This window comes from Acidithiobacillus caldus ATCC 51756 (assembly GCF_000175575.2).
Classification (GTDB): Bacteria; Pseudomonadota; Gammaproteobacteria; order Acidithiobacillales; family Acidithiobacillaceae; genus Acidithiobacillus_A; species Acidithiobacillus_A caldus.
The window spans coordinates 2,631,991-2,653,756 of record NZ_CP005986.1 but is presented as its reverse complement, the minus strand read 5'-3'; the positions used below and the strand labels follow the sequence as shown (position 1 = coordinate 2,653,756).

Annotated in this window: 22 protein-coding genes; all 22 read left to right on the top strand. The window is 60.8% G+C overall.

The window, feature by feature from the left end; all coding sequences use genetic code 11:
* Nucleotides 1-4: 4 nt before the first annotated feature.
* The 22 genes from ACAty_RS12960 to ACAty_RS12855 all read left to right on the top strand — a co-directional run bounded on the left by ACAty_RS12960 (nt 5) and on the right by ACAty_RS12855 (nt 21,242).
* Entirely contained in the window at nt 5-649 is a 645-nt protein-coding gene (locus tag ACAty_RS12960) for a hypothetical protein (protein ID WP_004869296.1), read from the top strand.
* A gap of 16 nt (nt 650-665) precedes the next feature.
* Nucleotides 666-905, top strand: a complete 240-nt coding sequence (locus ACAty_RS12955; RefSeq protein WP_004869294.1) for a hypothetical protein — start codon at nt 666-668, stop codon at nt 903-905.
* Nucleotides 906-918: 13 nt separating this feature from the next.
* On the top strand, nt 919-2,178 hold the full coding sequence (gene cpaB, locus ACAty_RS12950; protein WP_004869292.1) for a Flp pilus assembly protein CpaB: 1,260 nt from the start codon (nt 919-921) through the stop codon (nt 2,176-2,178).
* Between the two features lie 21 nt (nt 2,179-2,199).
* A complete protein-coding gene (locus ACAty_RS12945) occupies nt 2,200-3,708 on the top strand; it encodes a type II and III secretion system protein family protein (protein ID WP_004869290.1) in 1,509 nt (502 codons plus the stop codon).
* Between the two features lie 3 nt (nt 3,709-3,711).
* Nucleotides 3,712-5,436 carry an ATPase, T2SS/T4P/T4SS family gene (locus ACAty_RS12940; RefSeq protein WP_004869288.1) on the top strand — a complete coding sequence of 575 codons (1,725 nt, stop codon included), beginning with the start codon at nt 3,712-3,714 and terminating at the stop codon, nt 5,434-5,436.
* Nucleotides 5,423-6,277, top strand: coding sequence for a type II secretion system F family protein (locus ACAty_RS12935; protein WP_004869286.1), 855 nt, complete (start codon nt 5,423-5,425; stop codon nt 6,275-6,277). The genes ACAty_RS12940 and ACAty_RS12935 overlap by 14 nt, the downstream gene beginning before the upstream one ends.
* A gap of 1 nt (nt 6,278) precedes the next feature.
* A complete protein-coding gene (locus ACAty_RS12930) occupies nt 6,279-7,292 on the top strand; it encodes a type II secretion system F family protein (RefSeq protein WP_004869284.1) in 1,014 nt (337 codons plus the stop codon).
* Nucleotides 7,289-7,675, top strand: a complete 387-nt coding sequence (locus ACAty_RS12925; RefSeq protein WP_004869283.1) for a DUF192 domain-containing protein — start codon at nt 7,289-7,291, stop codon at nt 7,673-7,675. The genes ACAty_RS12930 and ACAty_RS12925 overlap by 4 nt, the downstream gene beginning before the upstream one ends.
* Before the next feature lie 42 nt (nt 7,676-7,717).
* Complete coding sequence (locus ACAty_RS12920; protein ID WP_004869281.1) at nt 7,718-8,656, top strand: TadE family protein; 939 nt, start codon at nt 7,718-7,720, stop codon at nt 8,654-8,656.
* A 47-nt stretch (nt 8,657-8,703) separates the two neighbouring features.
* Entirely contained in the window at nt 8,704-9,960 is a 1,257-nt protein-coding gene (locus ACAty_RS14975) for a pesticin C-terminus-like muramidase (protein ID WP_051620821.1), read from the top strand.
* Between the two features lie 15 nt (nt 9,961-9,975).
* A complete protein-coding gene (locus ACAty_RS12910) occupies nt 9,976-10,899 on the top strand; it encodes a lysozyme inhibitor LprI family protein (protein ID WP_038472349.1) in 924 nt (307 codons plus the stop codon).
* Nucleotides 10,900-11,234: 335 nt separating this feature from the next.
* On the top strand, nt 11,235-11,780 hold the full coding sequence (locus tag ACAty_RS15975; RefSeq protein ID WP_141738370.1) for a hypothetical protein: 546 nt from the start codon (nt 11,235-11,237) through the stop codon (nt 11,778-11,780).
* Between the two features lie 165 nt (nt 11,781-11,945).
* The gene (locus tag ACAty_RS12900; RefSeq protein ID WP_038472344.1) at nt 11,946-12,440 is read left to right on the top strand and encodes a M23 family metallopeptidase; all 495 of its coding nucleotides are present in this window, start codon (nt 11,946-11,948) and stop codon (nt 12,438-12,440) included.
* Between the two features lie 8 nt (nt 12,441-12,448).
* On the top strand, nt 12,449-13,291 hold the full coding sequence (locus ACAty_RS12895; protein WP_038472342.1) for a hypothetical protein: 843 nt from the start codon (nt 12,449-12,451) through the stop codon (nt 13,289-13,291).
* The gene (locus ACAty_RS12890; protein WP_038472340.1) at nt 13,288-14,079 is read left to right on the top strand and encodes a hypothetical protein; all 792 of its coding nucleotides are present in this window, start codon (nt 13,288-13,290) and stop codon (nt 14,077-14,079) included. Before ACAty_RS12895 ends, ACAty_RS12890 begins: the two co-directional genes overlap by 4 nt.
* Before the next feature lie 121 nt (nt 14,080-14,200).
* Complete coding sequence (locus ACAty_RS14970; protein WP_051620819.1) at nt 14,201-15,193, top strand: M23 family metallopeptidase; 993 nt, start codon at nt 14,201-14,203, stop codon at nt 15,191-15,193.
* Nucleotides 15,190-16,260 (top strand): hypothetical protein, encoded by a 1,071-nt coding sequence (locus ACAty_RS16240; RefSeq protein ID WP_004867551.1) that lies wholly within the window; start codon nt 15,190-15,192, stop codon nt 16,258-16,260. Before ACAty_RS14970 ends, ACAty_RS16240 begins: the two co-directional genes overlap by 4 nt.
* Before the next feature lie 13 nt (nt 16,261-16,273).
* Nucleotides 16,274-16,792 carry a hypothetical protein gene (locus ACAty_RS12875; protein WP_004867548.1) on the top strand — a complete coding sequence of 173 codons (519 nt, stop codon included), beginning with the start codon at nt 16,274-16,276 and terminating at the stop codon, nt 16,790-16,792.
* Between the two features lie 734 nt (nt 16,793-17,526).
* On the top strand, nt 17,527-18,447 hold the full coding sequence (locus ACAty_RS12870; RefSeq protein WP_004867543.1) for a pesticin C-terminus-like muramidase: 921 nt from the start codon (nt 17,527-17,529) through the stop codon (nt 18,445-18,447).
* Between the two features lie 26 nt (nt 18,448-18,473).
* Complete coding sequence (locus ACAty_RS12865; RefSeq protein WP_004867540.1) at nt 18,474-19,469, top strand: lysozyme inhibitor LprI family protein; 996 nt, start codon at nt 18,474-18,476, stop codon at nt 19,467-19,469.
* Between the two features lie 79 nt (nt 19,470-19,548).
* Nucleotides 19,549-20,067, top strand: coding sequence for a hypothetical protein (locus ACAty_RS12860; RefSeq protein ID WP_004867536.1), 519 nt, complete (start codon nt 19,549-19,551; stop codon nt 20,065-20,067).
* A 158-nt stretch (nt 20,068-20,225) separates the two neighbouring features.
* Nucleotides 20,226-21,242 (top strand): hypothetical protein, encoded by a 1,017-nt coding sequence (locus ACAty_RS12855; RefSeq protein ID WP_004867533.1) that lies wholly within the window; start codon nt 20,226-20,228, stop codon nt 21,240-21,242.
* Nucleotides 21,243-21,766: the final 524 nt, after the last annotated feature.

Genomic DNA, 21,766 nt, shown 5'->3' with positions numbered 1-21,766 from the left:
TATCTTGGCCGCAGCGTTGGTCAGCGCGGTACCTGCCGGAGCGCTGGCCGAATCCCTGCCCTTCTGGCCGATGCCCGACGGGCTCCAGGTCACGCCCATTGCCGACGAGATGCGCCTTAATGGGGTGCCCGTCCGAATCGGGCTCGTGTCTGGAGTGGTGAGCGAGCGCCGCTTTCGCGAGGAGATGGAGCGCAGCTGCCAGCGTGAACGGGGCCGTTTTCAGGAGAACAGCTTGGGCATGAAGCAGCTTTGGTCCTGTATCCATGAGCCCTTTTCCCAGACCGTGCAATGGCGTCGCGAGGGGGATCGGATCGTGGGCGAGATCTCGACCCTGCGCATGGATGCCAAACCGCGGCAAAGTCCGCTGCCCACGCCCCTGCCCGACGGTGCCGAGCTCGTCTCCGACCTGGAGAGTCGGGATGGCGACCTGCGCGGTCGCGTGCTCATGGTGGATAGCCTTCTCAGTGTTCCGCAGCTGCGCACTGCGCTGTTGCGGGAGGCGCAGGCGCGGGGCTGGAAGCCGACCGCTCCGCTCAGCGAGAAGCTGGGACGATTGAGCCTGCGCAAGCCCAAGGAGTCTCTGGATGTGGCTTTCCCCGCAGGATCCGCCGGGGGCAGCAGGGCGGTCATCGTTTGGCAGAATCGTTAGTTACGGAGGAGAGCGTATGCGTTACCCAAAGACATCGTTGGCCTGTGCGGTTCGGGGAGAGCTCGGCCAGTCCATGGTGGAGTACCTGGTGGTGTTGTTGGCCGTCGTGGTGATCCTCCTCGCCCCCATACCGTCCATCGTCCCCGGCAAGCTTCCGGACAAGGCCTCGGTGCTGACCCAGCTCTCCGTCGCTCTGCGCGGCGCCTACGCCGACTATTCCTGGGCTGCTGCGCAGCCCGTCGTTGGTCCCAACTGAAAGAGGAGTCTCTGTGGCCACCCCATTGCCCCCGGAGTTTGAACCCGGAACCGTTCAGAAAAAGCCCGCCCGCGCCATTGGCGGCTGGTTGATACTGGCCGTCGCCATTCTGGCCGGTCTGGGCGCCACCTACCTTGCGGTGCACACCCTGCGTTCGCGCGAAGAGGCCGCCCTGGCCGAACTGCGCGCATCCCAAAAGAACAGCACCATAAAAGCCGTCGTTCCCGTGCAGGATATCGCGCCGGGAACCATTCTGGACCTCAGTATGGTGGCCGCCCGGTCCATTCCCGCCGACACGGCGCCCAGCGACGTCATCACCCCCGAGACCTTCGACCAGTACGCTGGGCACCGGGTGAACGTCCCCCTGCTGCAGGGCCGTCCGATCCTGGCTTCCTACCTGAGCGGACGGCGTACCCTGGCCGATATCGTTGACCCAGACAAGTTGGCCATGACGTTTACGGTGGACAACGTCAGCACGCTGGACGGCTTGCTGCAGCCCGGCGATCACGTGGATGTGCTCTGGTTCTATGCCGGTGGGGGTGCTGACGGGCAGGCGGCGGGGGATGGGTCCAGATCCCGCCGTGTTTCACTGCCGGGCATGGAGGACGGTGCGGAGGGTGCGTTTGGCGCAGGCCCGGGCGGTATACCCGATGGTCTCTCGCTTGTGGATGCGGAGCGGCGAGGTGGTCCCCTCATTTTTCGGGCGGGTCCCAGTGAAGCAGAGAGCCGGCTGCCCAAGGAAACGGTTCGCTACCTGGAACACGATCTCAAGATCATCGCCACCGGTACACGCACCGTAGCGGACGACTCGGCGGCCAACATCAACAACGATCCGGCCCAGCGCGGTCAACCGGTGCAGTTCAACACCGTTACCGTGGCGCTGAGCCCGGAGCAGATTCAAAAGCTGGTCATGGCCAAGCGTGTGGGTGAGCTGCAGCTCGTTCTCCGTAGCCACGATTCCAAGGTGGTCACTCCCGCCAAGGTCTATACCGTGCGCGACGTTCTCGGCATTCGTTCCCGTCCGGGGGGCCCGCTCTACGCCGCCGATGCCATCGAGTACATCGTTGGCGGCACCAGCCAGAACGGCCAGCTCACCCCGCGCCTCGATGTGCGCAATCTGCGCCGCGTTGCCGAGGGGCCCCTGCCGGGCCGCCGCGGTGGATTCCCGCCGCAAGCGCGTCTCGATTCGGGGGGGAACCAGCAGCGGCCCGTACCCGTGGATCAGTTGCTGCCTAGCGTCAATCCGTCCTATCCGCCCGCACTGCGGCCGTAGAAGCTCGATAAAGGAACGATCATGAAGTTGAGAGGAAAAATTTTGCCCCTGTTCGTCGCCATTGCCATGGCCATACCCGCGCAGGCGGCGGAAGACCGCACCATCGACCTTTATGCCGGGCAGGTGCGGGTCATTCCCACCAAACCCGTCAAGCGCGTCGCCATTGGCGATGGCAAGGTGCTCAGCACGACCGTGGTGGACGGCAACGAACTCCTGCTCCTGGGCGATGCCGAGGGCGAGACCAGTCTGCGGGTATGGTTCAAGGACGGTAGTGAGGCGGCCTATCGCGTCTTGGTGGCACCCAAGAACGTCGGACGGGCCGCCGAGGAGATGCGTGAGCTGATGGGCGCCGAAAAGAGCCCGGCCAAAATACGCGTCGTAGGCGATCACGTGGTGGTCGATGGCAAGAACCTTGCGCCCACCACACTGGCGCGCGTCCGGGCGCTCCAGGCGCTTTATCCGAAGACCATAGTCTTGGCCACCCCTTCGCCCTTCGACATGGAAAAAATGGTCTGGCTGGATGTCAACATCCTGGAGATCCGCAAAAGTGTCCTGGAAAACTTTGGCGTGGACTGGAGCAAGCAGATCCCCGGACCCTTCGCGGCCTTCGGCAAGGATTTCGTCGGCCCGCGCAACGTCGCCACCGTTCCCTTGGGACAGGATCTCACCCAGCCTCCCGTGGCGGGTACGGGCGTCCGGGTGACGCCTCCCCTTGGGAGTCTCAATGGCGCCATCGATCTAGCGAATCTGGCCCGACCCATCGCCGGCACCACCAACTTCGGCATCATCACGGGCGTGCTCTCCACCATCAACTTTGCGCTCAGCAACGGCGATGCGTACCTCATTGCCAATCCTCAGCTCAGCGCCCGCAGCGGCGGCAGGACCGATTTTCTGGCCGGTGGTCAGGTGCCCATCCTCCAGGCGCTGGCTGCCGGGAACGCTGCCTTTCAGAACGTAACCTACAAGGACTACGGCATCAAACTGGAATTTGAGCCGCGCGTGGACGATGACAACAATGTGTCCATGCGCGTGTTGGCGGATGTCTCGGATATCGATCCGGCCACCAGTGTCAGTTTGAACGGTTTTACTGTGCCGGGTTTCATCACGCGCCGCAGCAACGCGGAAATCAACGTGGGCGACGGCCAGACCATGGTGATCTCGGGGCTGGTGAATCCCAAGACCGCGAAGAATGTCTCGAAACTACCCTGGCTCGGCGACATTCCGATCCTGGGGAATCTTTTCAAGTCCACCAACTTTCAATCGGGTAATACCGATCTGGTCATTTTGGTCACGCCGCGGGTGGTCAGCGCTGCTTCGCTCGAAAACATCCGCCAGGTTTCTCAGGCGGTCGAGATGAAAGACGAGTACCGCAACACCTTGCCCAAGGGCTCGACCACACGGGATGCCGTGGATCGCACCCTCGGCTCCAAGACCCCCTATCCAGAGACCCAGGCAGTACCGGCACCCAAGCCGTCACTGCCCTTGGTCGTGACCCAGCCCCCGGCAGCAATGCCATCCGATAAGGAGTAAGCCATGTTTCGCGTCGTCGCTGAACACGTAAAGCACGGTCCCATGGTGGTGCGGCCCCACGACGGTGTCTGTCTCATCGGTCGCTCCCCCGAGGCCCACGTTCGCCTCGAGGGCTGGAACATCGGTCGAGAGCACGCGCGTATCGTCCGCCGCGCCGATGGTCCCTACGTCGAGGCCGTCGGTCCGCTCGCGGCGGTCTCGGTCAATGGTGAGAAGGTGCGCTGGTACGGACCCCTGCGTCCCGAGGACGTCGTGGAGGTAGCCGGCGTGACTCTACGTATACAGCCGGAGCCGGCGGCTGCGGACAGCGCAGCGGTACCGGCGGTCACGGAGGCTACTGCGGCGCCACCGGCGGCGCAGACGGCAGGGTCGCCCCTCGCGTCGGTTGCTCCACTAGTAGCGGCGACCGCGCCTCAGCCGCCAGTGCGTGTGGAAAAAAATGTCATCGACCCACAGTGGAGCCGTTGGCGTGCGGCTCTCGAGGAGCGCGTGCGGGCGCAGATGGATCTGCGCCGTATGGATCTTTCCAGCATGAGCCGTGAGGACCTACAGCGGTTCGTCTCTAACCTTGCCGCAGAGGTGTTGCAGGGCATGCGTTTGCCCCCCGAACTGGACCGCGAGCGGCTGATCAAGGAAGTCGTGGACGAGGCGGTGGGTCTGGGTCCGCTGGAGGACTTGCTGGCGGACGAGACGGTCACGGAAATCATGGTCAACCGCTTTGATGAGGTGTTCATCGAGCGGCGCGGGCGACTGGAGCCGGCACCGACGGTATTCAGCAGTGAACAGGCCGTGCGCAACATCATCGACCGCATCGTCGCTCCCATCGGCCGCCGTATCGACGAAAGCTCTCCACTGGTGGACGCGCGCTTGCACGACGGCTCCCGTGTAAACGCGGTGATCCCGCCCGTGGCCTTGAAAGGTGCCAACATCACCATCCGAAAATTCAGCAAAAAGCGCCTGCAAATGGAGGACCTCATCGGCTTTGGCTCGGTGGAACCGCGTATGGCCGAATTTCTGCGGGTGGCAGTGGAGCAGCGCAAGAACATCATCATCTCCGGCGGTACGGGCTCGGGTAAAACCACCTTGCTCAACGTGTTGTCCAATTTCATTCCGCCCAATGAGCGCGTGGTCACCATAGAAGACGCCGCTGAGCTCAAGCTCTACCAGCCCAACCTGGTTTCCATGGAAGCCCGCCCGGCCAACGTCGAGGGGAAGGGTGCAATCCCCATCCGGGAGCTGGTGCGCAATGCCCTGCGTATGCGTCCGGACCGCATCGTCGTCGGCGAGTGCCGCGGCGGCGAGGCCCTCGACATGCTCCAGGCCATGAACACCGGTCACGACGGCTCCCTGACCACGGCCCACGCCAACAGTCCCCGGGATATGCTCTCCCGTATGGAGGTGATGGTGATGATGGCGGGGATGGAGTTGCCCCTCGCCGCTATCCGCGAGCAGATCGCTTCCGCCATCGACATCATCGTGCAGATCACGCGATTCTCCTGCGGATCGCGCAAGCTCACGGCCATCGTTGAGGTCACGGGTACCGAGAGCGGCGTCATTCAGCTCCAAGAGCTCTTTTACTTCAAACAGCAGGGCTTTGGACCCGATGGCAAGGTGCGCGGAACCTTCCGGGCTAGTGGCAGCATACCCGAGTTTTACGAGGAAATGCGCGAGCGCGGCTTGCCCGTAGACATGAGCCTGTTCCTGGAGGCCGAGCATGAGCGCCTCTGAACTGGGCCTTGCGGCGCTCATCTTCTTATCGGTATCGGTGCTGCTCTTCGTCGCGGTGCAAGGTACCCACGCAACCCTGGGGCGCCAGCGAACGGTCTTTACCCAGGAAACCCGGCGTAGTCTGGCCGACATGTTCATCTTTGCCGATCCCGCGGTGTTGTGGCGGCTCAATGTGGCGGCGCTATTCCTCGTTCCCTTGCTCGTCTATCTTCTCGTGCCCTCGGTGCCCATCGTGGTGGTCGCGGCCCTGCTGGTGGCCATAGCACCTCGCTATGTATTGCTTTACTTAAAAAAACGTCGCTTTTTGCGCCTCCACGACCAACTCCCCGATACCCTCCTGATGATGGCCTCCGCCCTGCGCGGTGGCGCCAATCTTGGGCAAACCCTGGAGGGCCTGGCCAAGGACATGAGCCCGCCCATGAATCAGGAGCTTTCCCTCGTCGTGCGCGAGCAGCGACTGGGGGTGCCTTTTGAGGAGGCCGTGAGCCACCTGGCGGAGCGGGTCCGCTCCCAGGATTTCGACCTCGTGGTGTCCGCCCTGCGTATCAACCGCGAGGTAGGCGGTAATTTGGCCGATACTCTGCAGCGTCTGGGTGAGACGGTGCGTCGCCGGCTGATGATGGAGCAAAAAATCCGGGCGTTGACGTCCCAGGGCAAATTGCAAGGCATCGTCATGACCGCCCTGCCGGTCTTGATCATCTTGGCCCTCCTGCGCATCGAGCCCGCCGCGACGGGAGCACTCTTTGACACCTATCGGGGTTGGGCGGTTTTGGCCATCGCCATCGTTCTGGAGATTCTGGGTTATTGGGGTATCCGCAAAATCGTGAGTATCGAGGTGTGACATGAGCGATGGTCTCTCCTACCAGATCTCCAAAAACCGCCGGGGATGGATCGTCTACCTCGTAGGCGGCCTCGTGGTGCTTGTCGCCCTGTTCTTCCTCGGCGGATGGATACTCGACGCCCTGGCCCAAAGTGGAGGATCGCTGCCCTACCTTTTGGTCGGTCTTCTCGTCGCCCTCGTGGTAGCGGGCTCGGTATACGGCATCGCGACCCTGGCCAAAGCGGTGGAGCCCCAGCCACGAGACTATTTTGATCCGCTGCCCAAGGGTCTCGCGCGTATCTGGCCGGTGGTGCGCTTCGTCGACTCGACCATCGTCGCCTTCATTCCAGAAAAAATTGTCTATCGCAGTGCCCCCCGCATTCAAAAAGCGGGTTTGAATTACCTCATCACCCCCCGCGACTTCATGGCCTTGAAGATCCTCTCGGCCCTGTTTGCCCTCTTTTTCGCCCTGCTCGTGTACGCCGCCATTGGGGTATTTCGTTGGGAATTTACGCTCCTTGGGATGGTGCTGACGAGCTTTTATCCCGACCTCTGGCTGGTGGAGCAGGCCAAAAGACGGCAGAAGCGGATCCTCAAGGATCTCCCCGTTTACCTTGACTTCATCACCCTCATGGTGGAAGGAGGATTGAACCTGACCGGTGCCATCCAGATTGCCGTGGACAAAGGGCCCGAAGGGCCGCTGCGTAACGAATTTCGGATCATCCTTCGGGACTTGCGCTCCGGTATGCCGCGTGTGGAGGTGTTCCGCCGTTTTGGCGATCGGGTGGCCATGCAGGAGTTGCGCAGTCTGGTCACCGCCATCATTCAGGCGGAGGAGCGGGGCGGCAGCCTCGCTCCCGTGCTCAAGGCCCAGGCGGAGCAACGCCGGGAGGAGCGTTTCCTGCGTGCAGAAAAGGCCGCCCTGGAGGCACCCGTAAAACTGCTCGCACCCCTCATCATGTTCATCTTTCCCATTGTGTTCATCGTCCTGACCTTCGTGATCTACATGAAATACGTGCAGGAGGTGGCCTCGTGAGTCGGCCGGGGTCCATTTGGCGGGGCGGACAGTGCCTCTGGCCGCGGGCGCGCATCGCCGACGATGCCTTGTCCCGCGCCTGGGGTCTTCTGGGTAAGCACCGGCTGGAGCCGGAGCAAGCCCTGTGGCTTACGCCTTGCGCTGGTGTGCACATGTGGGGGATGCGCTTTCCCCTGGATCTGCTCTGGCTGGATGCCCACGGAAGGATTTTGGCGCTGCGGGAGGGCCTGCAGCCCTGGCGCTGGGCCTGGCCCGGACAGGAAGGTGTCGTAGCAACGGTGGAAGCGGCGGCAGGAAGCATCGAGCGCCTGGGTCTGGCTCCGGGTCAGGATCTGGAATGGCGCGATGCCATGGCTGCAGATCTCCCGCCCCTAGCGGTGTAGGCAACGGTGTATTTGGAAACGATCAAGGCAGGAGCGTGGAACATGGAGCGTACGTATCTCGTGATCGGCCCATCGGCGGAAAAAGGTGCCGGGGCCGTGGAGTTTCTGATCAGCATACCCGTGGTGCTGTTGTTGATTCTGGGAACGCTGCAGGCGAGCCTCCTCTACCAGGCGCGTCTCCAGCTGGAGGTGGCCGCCCAGGAAGCGGCCCGCGCCGGGGCGCTGCACGGCGGCAATATGGCCGCCATGCGCGAGGGCCTCGCCCGCGGTCTGACGCCGCTGTATACCCATGGCCAGGATGTACGAGCCTTATTGGCCGGGCGAGCCCGGGCGGAGTTAGCGGCACGGCAGGCGCAGATCGAGATCCTGAGTCCCACCCTCGAAGCCTTCCACGACCACAAAGAGTTTGGTCGCTTGCCTCTAGACGACGATACCGGCAACAAAAAGCTCACTCCCGACGGTAACTGGGGCTGGGGTATCCCCGAAAGTCACTTGGGCTATCGTTCGACGGAGCTCAAGAAGGAGAGCGGGATCAGCGTCCAGGACGCCAACCTTCTCAAGATCCGTGTCACCTATCATGCCCCCCTCATCATGCCGTTCATCGATCGCCTCTTGGCGCGATTCGATGGCAACAACGAAGGCCGCGGCAGTGTAGTGGGCAGTCCCAAAGGCGGACAAGGCGTCTTCGCCAACCAGAGCGGCTCTGACCCTATACCCGACATCAACCATTCCCACTTGCCCACCTTCCCCCTGACCGCCGAGGCCACCTTCCGCATGCAAACGCCTTTCACGAACGTGCAGGCCCTGCAAAAGGTGGCCAATCTCCAAACCCCCAGAACCGGGGGCAATGAAGATTACACCCCGCCGAAGAATCCACCGTCGCAGCCGCCGGATTACGAGCCGCTGCCGCCGGAGGATCCCGGCGTTCCTGATTACGGCGAGAACCTCCCGCCGCCGCCGACCTACGCCTGCGGCGGTTGAGGGCAATTTTCACAGAGCCTTGAAGCGAATCTTTGGAGGAATTGATTATGAATCGCGCCATCACAGCCCTCGCGGGGCCGCAGTCCCGCAGTTTCATGTTACTTTCGATCTTCGCCGTGGCCTTGACGGACCCGACCACAGCTTCCGCCTTCGATTGCCGCAAAGCGAGCACGCCCACCGAGAAAGCGATCTGTGCGGATCCGGAACTGAAACGCAAAGACAATCAACTCAGTCGCGACTACGCTTTGTTTCGCCAGCACTTCAGCAAGTCTGGTAACTACGACTGTTTGGTTGCGGAGCAGAAAAAAAGACAATTCGAATGGCTCAAGGAGCGGGACGCCTGTGGTGCGGATAAAGCCTGTATCGCCGCCGCTTACGACAAGCGGCAGAATCAGTTGGATTTGTTCACTCGGGCCTGTTTTCCTATGGACTCCATGCGTCCGGAGTGTAAAAAAGACGCTCCGACGGCTCCAGTGACCTCGCCAGTGGCGTCGGATGCATCTGAAACGTCGAACGCCCAGGATTGCACGAAATCGTACAAATACGATGTGCAGTTCACGGCAAAATATGAGGGTGGTCTGGTATTAGAAGGTCACGTTCCAGGGTGGTATATTGCCAAACCTATAAAGGGTGATGACGAAGCGACACATGCTGTATTGGTGAAAAAAATTAAGCCACAGCTTATCAGTGGGGTTACTGTGGATACCGGGTTCGACCTTGCTTATCAGAAGCCTGGAGACCTGAAAAGGACGCTCAATTCCTACATTCGTGAACACGGCAATCCCGGAAACGTGGATGTTGACGGTTTAGTCCATGAGCTCTCCCCGTATATGGACGAGCATCTAGTAGGTTGGAAGGCGTTCAACACCATCAAAGGTAATGAACCGAGGTTGACAAGGAGCGAGGCTAAACTGATTCAGTTGGCGAATTTCGAAAAGAAATATGCGCCAGCAGCAGAAAGAAACTTTGATCGTTACAACACGACGAGTTTAACGTACAAAGAGCTTCCTAGCGAAGTCCAGACTGTCTTGGTAGACTTTGTCTGGAATTATGGGCCAGCCGATGAAATCCACTCGATATCGAATGGAGCGAGAAAGGCGACCATAACGCGCCGGAACTTTTGGTCCATGGTTTATGAAGGAAAGTGGGAGGAGCTCGCGGATGCCTTGGAGAAAGCCGATAAGAGCGTCTTTCCGAGAACGGATAAGCAGGAGGCTTCTTATAGTAGAAGATTACGGGGGCGAGGTAAATTATTGCGGCGAGCCTTAAACCGGGGATGGCCGCAGAAGGCTGGGGTGTGTTGACGAAGGAGTGACGTCATGGGGAAAAAAGAAATCCGCTGGCTGCTGGTGTGGAGCAGTTTGTTGTGTAGTCCTTTCGCTTGGGCCGCGTCGGTGCCGTTTGACAAGATTCAGTGCGGATGGCTTGGGCAGGGAAGGGAAAATCAAGGCCCAGCCGCCAAGGCGATTTGTAATAAATCGGGGGACAAGACGCCCGCGGGGGAGAAACTCAGAATTGAGGCGCTCCGCAACGACATGTACGTGGCTGGTGCGTATCACTATGTGGCGAGTCTTCTGCCCCAAGGCAGTCCTCAGCAAAAAGCCTTGATCGAAGCGCAGGCGCGGTATTACGACGAGCGCGACGCCTGTGGTCAGGATCTCAAGTGTATTTTGCGTGTGGAAAAGGAGCGCCATCAGCAGTTGCACCGGCAGCGCGATGCGTTGGAGCAGCCTCTGCCGGTGAAAGCCATCGTCCGCGTGAGCCAAGGCTGGACAACGCCCGAAGGCGAATCCTTGACCCAGCGACTGCTGGAGGGCTTGGGCCTTCAGCCGCTGCCGCGGGTGACGTTGGACGATGGCCGCAGCGTCGTCTGGGGCTTTGTTCCCCATGCGGCGATCCTTCAGTCCATGGTCGTGCTCAGCCCGAAAGCGCAGGTGGAGGCTCTGGTGACGGCCGATGATGTGTACATGGGTGAGGGTAAGTCCGGGAACGTGCGGGTCTATTTGCCTGACGGGCAAAATCGGGACCAGATCCTTCCCATCGTGCAGAGTTGGGTGGCCGCGTCCGCGGCGGGCTTCAATGTCGATTGCCGCAAAGACCAAGCCGTTTGCCGGCCGGTGCCGCTCAAGGTTGCCGTGGAGATCGTGAATCTATCCTGCAAGGCAAAATCCGTCCGCGCCTGTGCCCAGCGTGCACCGAGCACACTAACGCCCGGCCCCAGCGTGGCGCTCTTCACCCAGTAGCGCGCGGGTGACAGCCATTCCCGTTGCCAATGGCCAAAGCGGTCGCTGCGGTCCCCGATGCCAGCATCGAGGGACCCACCCACGACGGAGGTCCATCCCATGTTGGATTGATCGCGGTATCGGGTCCGTGGTCGATGGCCTGGTCAAGCAGGGGAAAATCTTGTCGCAGATTAATTTCGCGGTAACTGGTCTGGTGAATGGTAAAGACAGACACGCGTTAGTCGATCGTTTAAACTCCACAAGGAGGATATTGGGTACTAAGTTTTACAAGTTGTGTAAACAGATGGCCGAGGTTAGCATCGAGCTAATGAAATGGATTGGCTTGGAGACTCGTAATGTTTAGTAGCATTAGGAATTTTGGCAAAAATGAAAGGGGGTTGATTAAAATGTCTGGGAATTTACTGTTTGCTGCGGGGGTTTCCCCACTGCTTCTCTCTACGGCAATGGCGGCATCGTCGTTGTTGTCAATACCTACGGATGACCTTCCAAGAAATCGGTATTGCGGCAGCGGTAACGTAACGCTCTGGGAGTGTGAGATGCCGCGGCAAACCGTTGTGCTTTGCCTCGAAACCAGACAAGTCAGTCCAGCGAGCTTAAGTTTGCGTGATGTTGAGCAATCCGGAAAAAACAAACTTCTTGCGCGTGGTGGTACCGATACCAAATTATCGTACGCCTCGTATCCTAATGGCGACGCGAGTCTCGAGTTTTATAATAAAAACAGTCGCTATGTGCTCATCGACCCATTACGGGGAGCCTCGATCTATGAGCAAATTGGCTCGAGAGGCACGCAACGAAAGATCTGCGCTTCGGGTAATCAAACCCTGTCCTTAAATTTCACCATGGAGATAATGAAAACAATTGGAGTATACTCGGGGAGCTAGAAATCAACTGCTCCCCCTGGAACTAGACAAGCCCTAGCCTAACCTCATCGGCGCACCCTCCAGAAGGTGGGTTGGTCGAACAGGTACCATTGTCATAGCGAGTAACCCCTTGCTACCTTTGTAATTTATTTTATGAGTGCTCGATACCGTCGAAAGGAGACAAGAATGAGCATCGTAAAAATGCGGGCTATTCTGACCAGGAAACGGCTGCGGAAGGGTGCCTCTCCATTGGAGCTGCGCGATCGTACCTTTGGAACCGTCGTTCTTGAGCAACGGCTTGCGGATGGGCGGCTGGCCTACACGGAATACACCCATTTAGACATATCCAAGGTAACTTATGGCCAAGTGGTGCATGCGGGCGAGGTGATTGGACAATCGGGTGCCCGCGGAAAGGAAGGTCCACGCCACTACCCTGCACACCTCCATTATGCGGAGTGGCTTGGGGCGGTAGGGGGCGGTAACAAAAGCACGGGAATGCCGCAGTTCACCAAATGGGAGGGCCATGAGGAAGGTAAGCCCGTCAATAGAGGCCATCCCGTCAACTATGCCGTATCCATCAACCCCGATAGGGGCTGCATCCAGGCTGCCGTGGTAATTCCGCTCCCGAAGGCGGAGCCGAAAGGGGTACCTGAGGCACCAAAATCAGAGGTAAAGATATGAGGAAATCGATGCGACACGGGATCTTCGCCTGCCTCGTGGTGGCGGGGATCTGGGGATGGGGTGGCGCCCAAGGAGCGGTTCCGAGCCTCGTGCCCGACGAGGTCGCTACCTACGGCTACCGTGCGGGTGATGTAGACCGGCTGCAAGTGGGCCTGTACTTGTACCCGGACGGCAGGCTTTATTTCCATGCGTATGCCCCGTATGCCCCTTGGGAATTGGAAGGGCCGCGCAGCATGCGGGTGGATTTGCCGCCGGAAACGATCCGCCGGTATTTTCGCCGCCTCGACCCCATTCCCCTCAAGGAACAGCGGTGGCTGCTCACCAAAGACGGTAAAGGCATGGACATGGCCGACGCCGAAAAGCGCAGGATCGCCGTGGAAAAGCAGCCATTGCTGGTGACAAAGGGGGGGGCGGCGTATCGCCGCGGTCCCTACTACGCGCCCTTCATGGATGAGTACAGCAAACAGCTCGTGGGCTGCGAATACTGTGAGTACCACGGCCCCAACCTGGATCTCTGGCGCAAAATCCAGGCGCATGACCTCAGTATCGCCGCCATCGGCTGGACGCGGGCCTGCACCGCCCAAGAAAAGGCGGAGGGTGGGGTTCCCGATTGCGGTTACAGTCAACGCTACGTTTCCAAAGTCGCCTTTGCCGCCCTTGTGCCCCACCTCTTTCCCTCGCGCGAGGGCGTGGTGTTGCGCCCACTGCCCCGCTCCGAATGGCGTTACCTGCGCTGTCGCGGATGGATCTTGGAGGAGGACTATCCCGACGACCCACCGGACCTTCCGGAGGAAGCCGTCCGGGAGCTGGAGCAAGAGCAGCAGGAGCAAAAAGCGCAGGAGGGCAAATGAGCATCATCCCCATCTTCACCCGTGTGGGCACGGGCCGGACCGTAGCCAGGCTGATGGCGTTGGCGGCCCTCTGGAGTGCGGTCGCGTCGGCGTCCACCCCTTTCGATGGCAAGCCCCTGCCCCAACCGTTGCCCAATGTCGTTCAGAAGGAGGGATTGGAATATGGCGTCTTCCAGATTTTTCCCGACGGGCGGGCGCTGTTTACCGGTGGCAAGCCGGTGCCGCTGTCCCCGGAGATGGTGCGCCGCTATTTGCTGCGTTTGGAGCCCATTCCCCCGGCGGACCTGCGCCGCCTCATCAACCCCAAGACCGGTCTCGTGGACTATCGCCAGCCGGAGTTCGCCCGGGGCCGGCAGGGGAGCCCCCAAATCCTGAACGACAGGTCCCCCGGGCCCTACTACGCCTATGCCCCGCCCCTGGACGCCAAGCAGATCCTCTACTCCGACGACTGCCGCTACCTGGGTTCCGATCCCCAATTGCGCCGTCTCTTGGACGGGCATCGAATCCAAATCACGGCCCTGGGCTGGGCGCATGCCTGCAAGCCCGGCGAGAAAGACTGCGGGTATCTGCAGCGGGAGCCGGATTCGGTCATCGCGGCCTGGAGTGTTGCCGCCCCTCTGGTGGCCGAGACCAAGACCAAGGTCTACTTCTACGCCGACGGCGAGGACGGCTCGACGCGCATCGACTCCCGTCCCTACGTGCCCCTGCCCCCGGAATACGACGGCATGCGCCTGCCGCCATCGCAGCTTCGCCATCTGCGCTGCCGCAACACCACGCCGGACATGTAGCCGGGAAGTCCCCGAGTGGGGTCCTCCTGGCCGAGGGCACGCCCGGATCGGGCAGAGGATGTGGGATCTTGGTGATTCGCTGTTGAGGATGTCGTGGCCAAAGGTGCAAGGAGGATGAACGATGCCTAAGCTTAAGCGGAAACCTGCGCCCAAGCCGGATACCACCCCCGCGGGTTGGCGTTGGCGAAAGGCGGGGATCATCGCTGTGTCTGCGGTCACGATAGGCGGCGCGACCCTCGCGCTGAACCCGCCGGCTTTTAACTTGGAGAGTATTCGTGCGTATTTTGCTAAGCATCGGGGAGGCGGGGACAACAGTATCTATGGTGCGGAAATTGGGGGCAGCGGAGAACTCACGGACGTTTTCGCGCTGACGGAACGGTTGCGAAAAAGTGGAGTTGGCTACGACGCATTTCAAGCAGCACTTGACGACGACGCTACCGGTCTGAATTGCGCCCGCGGTCAGCACCCTGATCTCGACAGCGACAACAAATGGGATCCAGCGAAAATCCAAAAGGTGTACAGCGGCACGGTGAATGGGTCTACCTTCAGCCCCGTGTATTATTGTCAGATGCCCACCGCCTCGGCGGCGAGCGGTGCCGGGGCCCGTGAGCAACTCGCTCTCCAGTGCGCAGGACGGGTGCAACACGATGCGGCGGGTTTCGACCACTGTCGGGATTTTCGGGACATTGCCGGCTCCAACGCTCTCGTGACCCCTTTCGGGCCGGAGGCAACCCCGGCAGCCCCCGTGGCCACGGGCGGCGATGGCGCCGGCCCGGGCGCCGAGATCCATCTTGGCGTCGACCTGCAGGCCAAACCCGGCGCGCCCGTGAAGGCCGTCTATCCGGGCCGGGTCGTCGCGAGTTCCCCCGAGGAACACCGCGTGGTCCTGGAGCACGCCCTATCGGACGGTCGCCTGGCCTACACGGAATACGGCTCCCTCGACCAGCCGGCGGTGAAGGTCGGGCAAGCGGTCGCCCCCGGCACCGTCCTGGGTAAGCTCGGCGCCGATGCCAACAGCCCCGCCGCCCCTCGCCTCCATTACGCCGAGTATCTGGCCGTCGATTCCACGGCGGACCCGGCCACGGGCCCACACTCCTCAACTGGAAGAGCATGAGCCCGCACCCGGAAAGCCACACCTACCTCACCGCCGCCGACCTCGCCGATCCCAGTAAGCTCATGCCCATCAATCCCGATCGTAACTGTATCGGCGTGGCTCACGGCCAGGTCAAGGGGACCGGTGGGGGCAAGGCGCGGGAAGGGAATGCGCGGTTGACGGAACCGGTTTGCGCGACATCGACCGCCGTGACCGCGGTGGACGACGACCTGCTGGTCAAATCGCTGCCCAATGCATCACCGGAAGCTCGGGATGCCCTCAAGACGGCGCTGAACCGTGCCCTGGAGGACCCAAGGAGCGCCCGACATTTCAATACACCAACGAAACTTCGCATGTTCCTGGCCCAGGTGAGCGAGGAGACGGGTGGAACGCTTGTTAGAGAGGAAAATTTGAATTACACACCGTATGTCATCAAGAATAACTGGGGCATGCGATTTACCGCAGAGCAGGCATTGCGATTCGGTAGAATCGATCCGAAAGTGAAGAGGGACATGAAATTACTACTTTCACTGGCCAATCAACCTGTCTCTAGCGTACCAAAGGATCGATTGGGCGATCGGAAGCTTGGTCTCGTCATTCGTGATAGGCTGGGGCTTAAGACCAAGGCGGAAATCGATGCCTTGCCCAACCATGCGGCCGATCAAGTATCGATCGCAGGACATGCGTATGGCGACAGATATGGAAACAGACCAGGCGTTGGTGTCGATGCGGACGGCTGGCGCTATCGTGGGCGGGGCCCAATTCAAGTGACCTTTCGGTCGAACTACAAGGCGGCCAGCGAGACAACCAACGAGCGGTTGCTGCCGCCAGGGCACGAGCGCGTCGATTACGAGGCCCAGCCAGAGCTTTTGATGGAACCCGAGCACGCGGCGTACGCGAGTGTTGCGTACTGGATCAATGCCGATATCGGTGGAACAATGGACCGATACAGTTCCGGACCCCGGGCAACGCAAGAAGGCCTGATCGAAACCGTTACGAAAAAAGTCAACGGCGGACAAATCAACTCGAAGAAGCGCAAACAGGAATGGCTGCGTATAGGCGCCGTCACCGATCTCGGGAATTGTTGACAAGGGAGCTCTCATGATGAAAAGAATGGCGGTTGTTCTCCTGATCCTGCTCTGCTGCGCCGGGCTTGTCCTCGCGGCGGGCGAAGGGGTTGTCCTCAAGATTCGCCAGACCAATCCGCAGGATCGGGGGGAATACGAGTTGACTTTGTCCAAGGACGGCAACCTCCTTGTGCACCTGGAAGAAAACACGAAGATGCCGCCCAGGAGCTATTACCTGGACGCGTACACCTTCCCGGGGAAGTACTGCGGTAAACCCGCCCAGGCCGTCTTTGTCGCCTACGCCGCGGGCCCCAGCGGGGCGCCGCATGCCGTCGGGGATTATTTCGACATGTTCATCTTCAACGCCACCACCTGGGAGGCCATGAGCATCGCTACAATGGGGCCCTATGAAGGTGAGGGGGTCGATAAGGCTATGGAAAGGGTCCGAAGGGAATTTACCCAGGGGAAATGGTCCTGTCTCGATTACACGCGCATTCTCAAAGGGACAAATCTCGCCATCGCCAAACCCGCCTCGGGCCAGGGTAAGCGCTGAGGGGGAAGAGCGCAGGAGGGTCTCGAGGACCTCCTTGAAGCCCACGGAAGAGAGCGGATGTGGACCACAGAGAGGCATGCCTATGCCGTCGTCGTTTTTTCGTGCCCTAAAAGAGGGACAAGCGGCTCGGGACGTGCCAGACCATAGCGAAAATCGAGGGAGCGTGCGTCATGGGGCCTAAAGAAAGAGCTTGTCCGGATTTCCAAGGTGCTGCTGCGCGGCGAGCATCACGCCATGTTGCGAGAGCGTTCGCCGCGCATTGCCGAGCGCTGGCCGCCTCGGCAACCGGTTTCGTTGTTACAGCGCCTTTTTCGCTGGGAGCAGTCCGATGACGAATTCCAATGGACGTCGCCCGTCCCTGCGGCAGCGGGCAACACGGGTGCGTGCGCTGCGCTGTAAGCGCCTCATTGCCGTTGTCGAAAATCCCGCGGATATTCGCGATATTGGATCGTTTATTCGTAACGTGAACGCGTTGGGGGTAGACAAAGCGTACATTGTGAGTAAATCCGGGATCCTGGCGAACGATTGGCAGGCTATGCGCGAGAGACCGTCTTTGCTGAAGGTATCGGCTTCGGCGATCAAATGGACTTTTGTCAAAGTGGTCCGAACGACGAGCGCATGTTTTGAGCATCTGGAGCGCCATGGATTTGCCTCAATCGTTACCAGGCCGAGTATCTGGCCGTCGATTCCACGGCGGACCCGGCCACGGGCCCACACTCCTCAACTGGAAGAGCATGAGCCCGCACCCGGAAAGCCACACCTACCTCACCGCCGCCGACCTCGCCGATCCCAACAAGCGCATGCCCATCAATCCCGATCGGGGGTGTCTGGGCGGAGGTGCCTGTGCTCCGGGTCTTAAGTACCTCGAAGACTTTACCCGCGAGTATGAGGGTTACACGCTTCTCCCCTACATCCCCGGAGTCTACCTCGTGGAGAAGGATCCAGACGGTGTCCATCAGATACCGAAGCCCATAAAGGGCCTCTTTTTGGACCAGGAGCGAAAAGTGGTCGACTGGGCGGTCTTTGATCGGAATCTGCACAAAATCAAACACAGTGGCGTGACCATCGATACCGGATACGATCTTGGCCAGCACTCCGAATACGATGTCCGAAATGCCGCGCGGGCCTATATCCGGGAGAAAGGCGCTTTGCCGGCAGGCATGAACTTAGAGGATCTCATCGGACGACTGCGACCCTTCTTTGCCCGCGGTCCAGGGAAGGCCCTGGAGGGAAGGGCGGCCATGGAAGCCTTGGTCGCCAAACCCGAGTTCGCTCTTAGTGATCAAGAGGCAGAGTTCCTGCGCGACACCCACATCTTTCGGGACGCGCCCACGGTTGCTGGGCAGTATCAAGAGAAACAACGCAATGGCGTCGGCAACTTTTACCAATTGCCCGCCGAAGTGCAGACGACGATCATCGACTGGACCTGGGCTTTTGGTACCAAGGACGACTCCGACCACACCCGGGCGTTTTGGCAACACGTTTACCGAGGGGAGTGGGCACAATTACGTCGAGAGTTGGAGAGCAACACCCTCGACGTGGGCCCAAATAGGGCTTACCAAAGTGTCGATTACGTGCGCCGCCGTCGAGCCTTGGGTGCGCTGCTGGGGAAAGCTCTGGATCGCGGTTGGCCCGAGAACGGCGGCGCTTGCTGATGTCTTGTGATCTCTAGGAGGGAGAGATGAATTGGACGAAGAGATGGAGCGCCCTTGGACTGGGGCTGCTGCTTTTGGCGCTGGCACGGGGGCTTGGGGCGGCGGAGCTGCCCTATACCTCCGACGATTATCTGGTCTGTCCGTACGGTGACGAGACGGGCAAGGAGCATCAGCCCGGGCGCGCCTCCCGCAGGGCGATCTGTCAGGCGGAACACAGCGTGAAGCGAGGCTCGGCGGCCGACAAGTTGGTGAACGAAGCAGCTCGTCTGGCCGGCCAAACGTACGGCGGCTACGTCATGCTCGTGCGGAATCTACCGCGGGGTAGCGCTGTGCAGCAGCGGGTGATCGCCGAACAAAAGGCTTTTTTGGAGGAGCGAGACCGCTGCGGCCAGGATATCCGCTGCATGGTGCGGGTGGAGAAAGCGCGGCTAGAGGTGCTCTTGGATTTGAGCAGACAAACCGAGGTCGCCTTTCCCTTTGACGCCATGGAGCGAATGACCCAAGGCTGGAAGACGGCGCAAGGGCGCTCCCTTAAGGACCGTTTGCTGCAGGGCTTGGCCATCTACCCGCTGCGTTCGGCGGCTTTGGACGAGAAGACCCAGCTGCAGTGGGGATTTATGCCCCACGCGGCCACGGTGCAGACGCTGGGGGTGTTGAACCCCCAAGCCAAAGAAGCGAAGCGGATTCTCGCCCTGGTGACGGCGGACGGGCTGTACCGAGCCGGTCGACTCGATGCTTCCGTCCGCACGGAAGCGGAGAATCTGCGGATCTATGTCCCTCACCGGGCCGATCTGGCGGTGGTGCTGCCGGCCATCACCAGCTGGGCCCTGGCTGATCGTCTGGGTTTCAATATCGACTGCGCCAAGGACGCCGAACTCTGCCGCGCCGCCCAAGAGGGAAGTCCGCCTTTTGCCGTGGAGGCCTATGACCTCAGTTGCAAGCAAAAAGCCGATGTGCCCGCCTGCCGTCTGCCCCTTCCGCCGCTGCGGCCGAGTCTGCCCCTCGACAGCTTTTGGCAATGAGAGAGCGGGGCAGGTGCAAAGGAATGGCCGAGTCAAGGCGCCGTCACCGGTTTGGGGGATTGTTGACAAGGGAGCTCTCATGATGAAAAGAATGGCGGTTGTTCTCCTGATCCTGCTCTGCTGCGCCGGGCCCGTCCTCGCGGCGGGCGAAGGGGTTGTCCTCAAGATTCGCCAGACCAATCCGCAGGATCGGGGCGAATACGAGTTGACTTTGTCCAAGGACGACAAGCTCCTTGTGCATTTGAAACAAACCACGGATATGCCGCCCAGCAGCTATTACCTGGACGCGCACACCTTCCCGGGGAAGTACTGCGGCAAACCCGCCCAGGCCATCCTTGTCGCCTACGCCTCGGTCCCCAGCGGGGATCCGGAGGTCGGTGGGGATTATTTCGACGCTTACATCCTGAACGCCACCACCTGGCAGGTCATGGATTGGAGCCCAAACGGGCCCTATCAAGATGAGGGAGTCGATAAGGCCATGGAGGAGTTCCGAAGGAAATTTACCCAGGGGAAATTGCCCTGTTACGATAGCACGGACATTTTCAAGGATAGAAATCTCGCCATCGCCAAACCCGCCTCGGGCCAGGGCAAGCGCTGAGGGGGAATGGCGCAAGAGGGTCTCGAGGACCTCCTCGAAGCCCACGGAAGGGAGCGGATGTGAACCACAGAAAGGCAGGGATGGGAAGTGCGGGCGGTGGGTGGTCGTCGTTCCGGCATCGATTTGTGGAATGTCCCGATTTTTGCAGGAGACGACGGATGAGCTTCTTTTCTGGACGGTTTCTTCATCGCTGGGTCCGATCCTGGGCGGTGCTGCCGGCGCTCTGGGCCGCGACCCTGGCCGTGCCCGCCTGGGCGGACGACGCCTTCGCCCGTGCCGATTGCCCGGAACTGGCGAAAACGATCTATGATGCGCATTCAGCGGCTCCCAGGGGGTCGTGTCGGCGTGATCCCAACTCCCCTTGGCAGCCGGTCTGTAAGGCCATAGATAACGACAAACCCAAGGAATGGACGGACAACCTGCGGATTTTGGATACCACGTTGAAGGTGAGTTTTTGGGAAGACCTGCGGCAGGCGGGCGAGGGGACGCCGTACTGCAAAGCCTTGCTGCGGGACCAACAAGCCTACGAGAAAAAACTGCTGGCCTGCGGCGACCATGGCCCCTGCGTGCTTCGGGTCATGAGAGCTCGGCTGTGGCAGATAGCGAGTATCGAAGAGCAGTACACCGGGCGACCCTTTGGTCCCCAGGATTTGCGCGCCTTTCTCGGGGCGGACGGCAAGCTGCGCGTGTCGGGTGGTGAAAGTCTGGAGCAGCGCGCCCTGCGCGGGCTTGCCATTCACCCCCTGCCGCGCACCTTTTTGCCGGGGGACCTGAACATCATCTGGGGCTTTGAGCCCCACAACGCGCAGACGCAGACCTTGGTCTTCAGCGCGATGGACGGCCGAGTCATCGCCCTGGCCTTGGTGGACGATATCTACAATCGTGGCGCGGAGCAGAGGCGGCTGCCCCAGGAAGGGCGCATCCGCTTGTTCCTGCGCGACCCGAAGGCGTTGCCGACGCTGCTGGCCCCCCTGCAGGGGTGGGCGGCGGCGGATGCCCTGGGGATGAACGTGGATTGTAGCGGAGCCCAGGCCGAGGCCTGCCGCCTTTGGACGCGGTATCCCCTGCCGGTGACGGCCTACCGGCTGCCCTGTCGCGGTGCACTGGAGCGCTGTTCCCTGGCCCTCCCCCCGGTGACGGGCGCGATCCCCTCGCCCGAGCTCTTCCGCCAATGAGGGCCCGGGCCCGGTTCGGCCGTCGGGCTTTGGGTGGCCATCGCTAGGAGGCAAGAATGATCTGGATGAAGGGATGGAGCGCCCTTGGACTGGGGCTGCTGCTTTTGGCGCTGGCACGGGGGCTGAGTTCATCCCTGCCCATATGCCCCCGCCTTTTTTTGTGCCCCAAAAGAGGGAAAAGCAGCCCGGGACGTGCTAGAGTGTAGCGAAAATCGAGGGAGCGTGCGTCATGGGGCCCAAAGAAAGAGCTTGTCCGGATTTCCAGGGTGCTGCTGCGCGGCGAGCATCGCGCGATGTAACGAGAGCGTTCGCCGCGCATTGCCGAGCGCTGGCCACCTCGGCAACCGGTTTCGTTGTTACAGCGTCTTTTCAGAAAGTGAAGCGTCTTGATGGACGCATCGTGTAAGGGATAGGACGGTAGAGGTTGAGCGATGAGGGATACTCCTTGTGGATGCTGCGCGTCAACGATAGGGAAGGGGTTTTTTCGTTTGGGTTGGTTGGGAACTCTGGAAAGGTGGCGAATC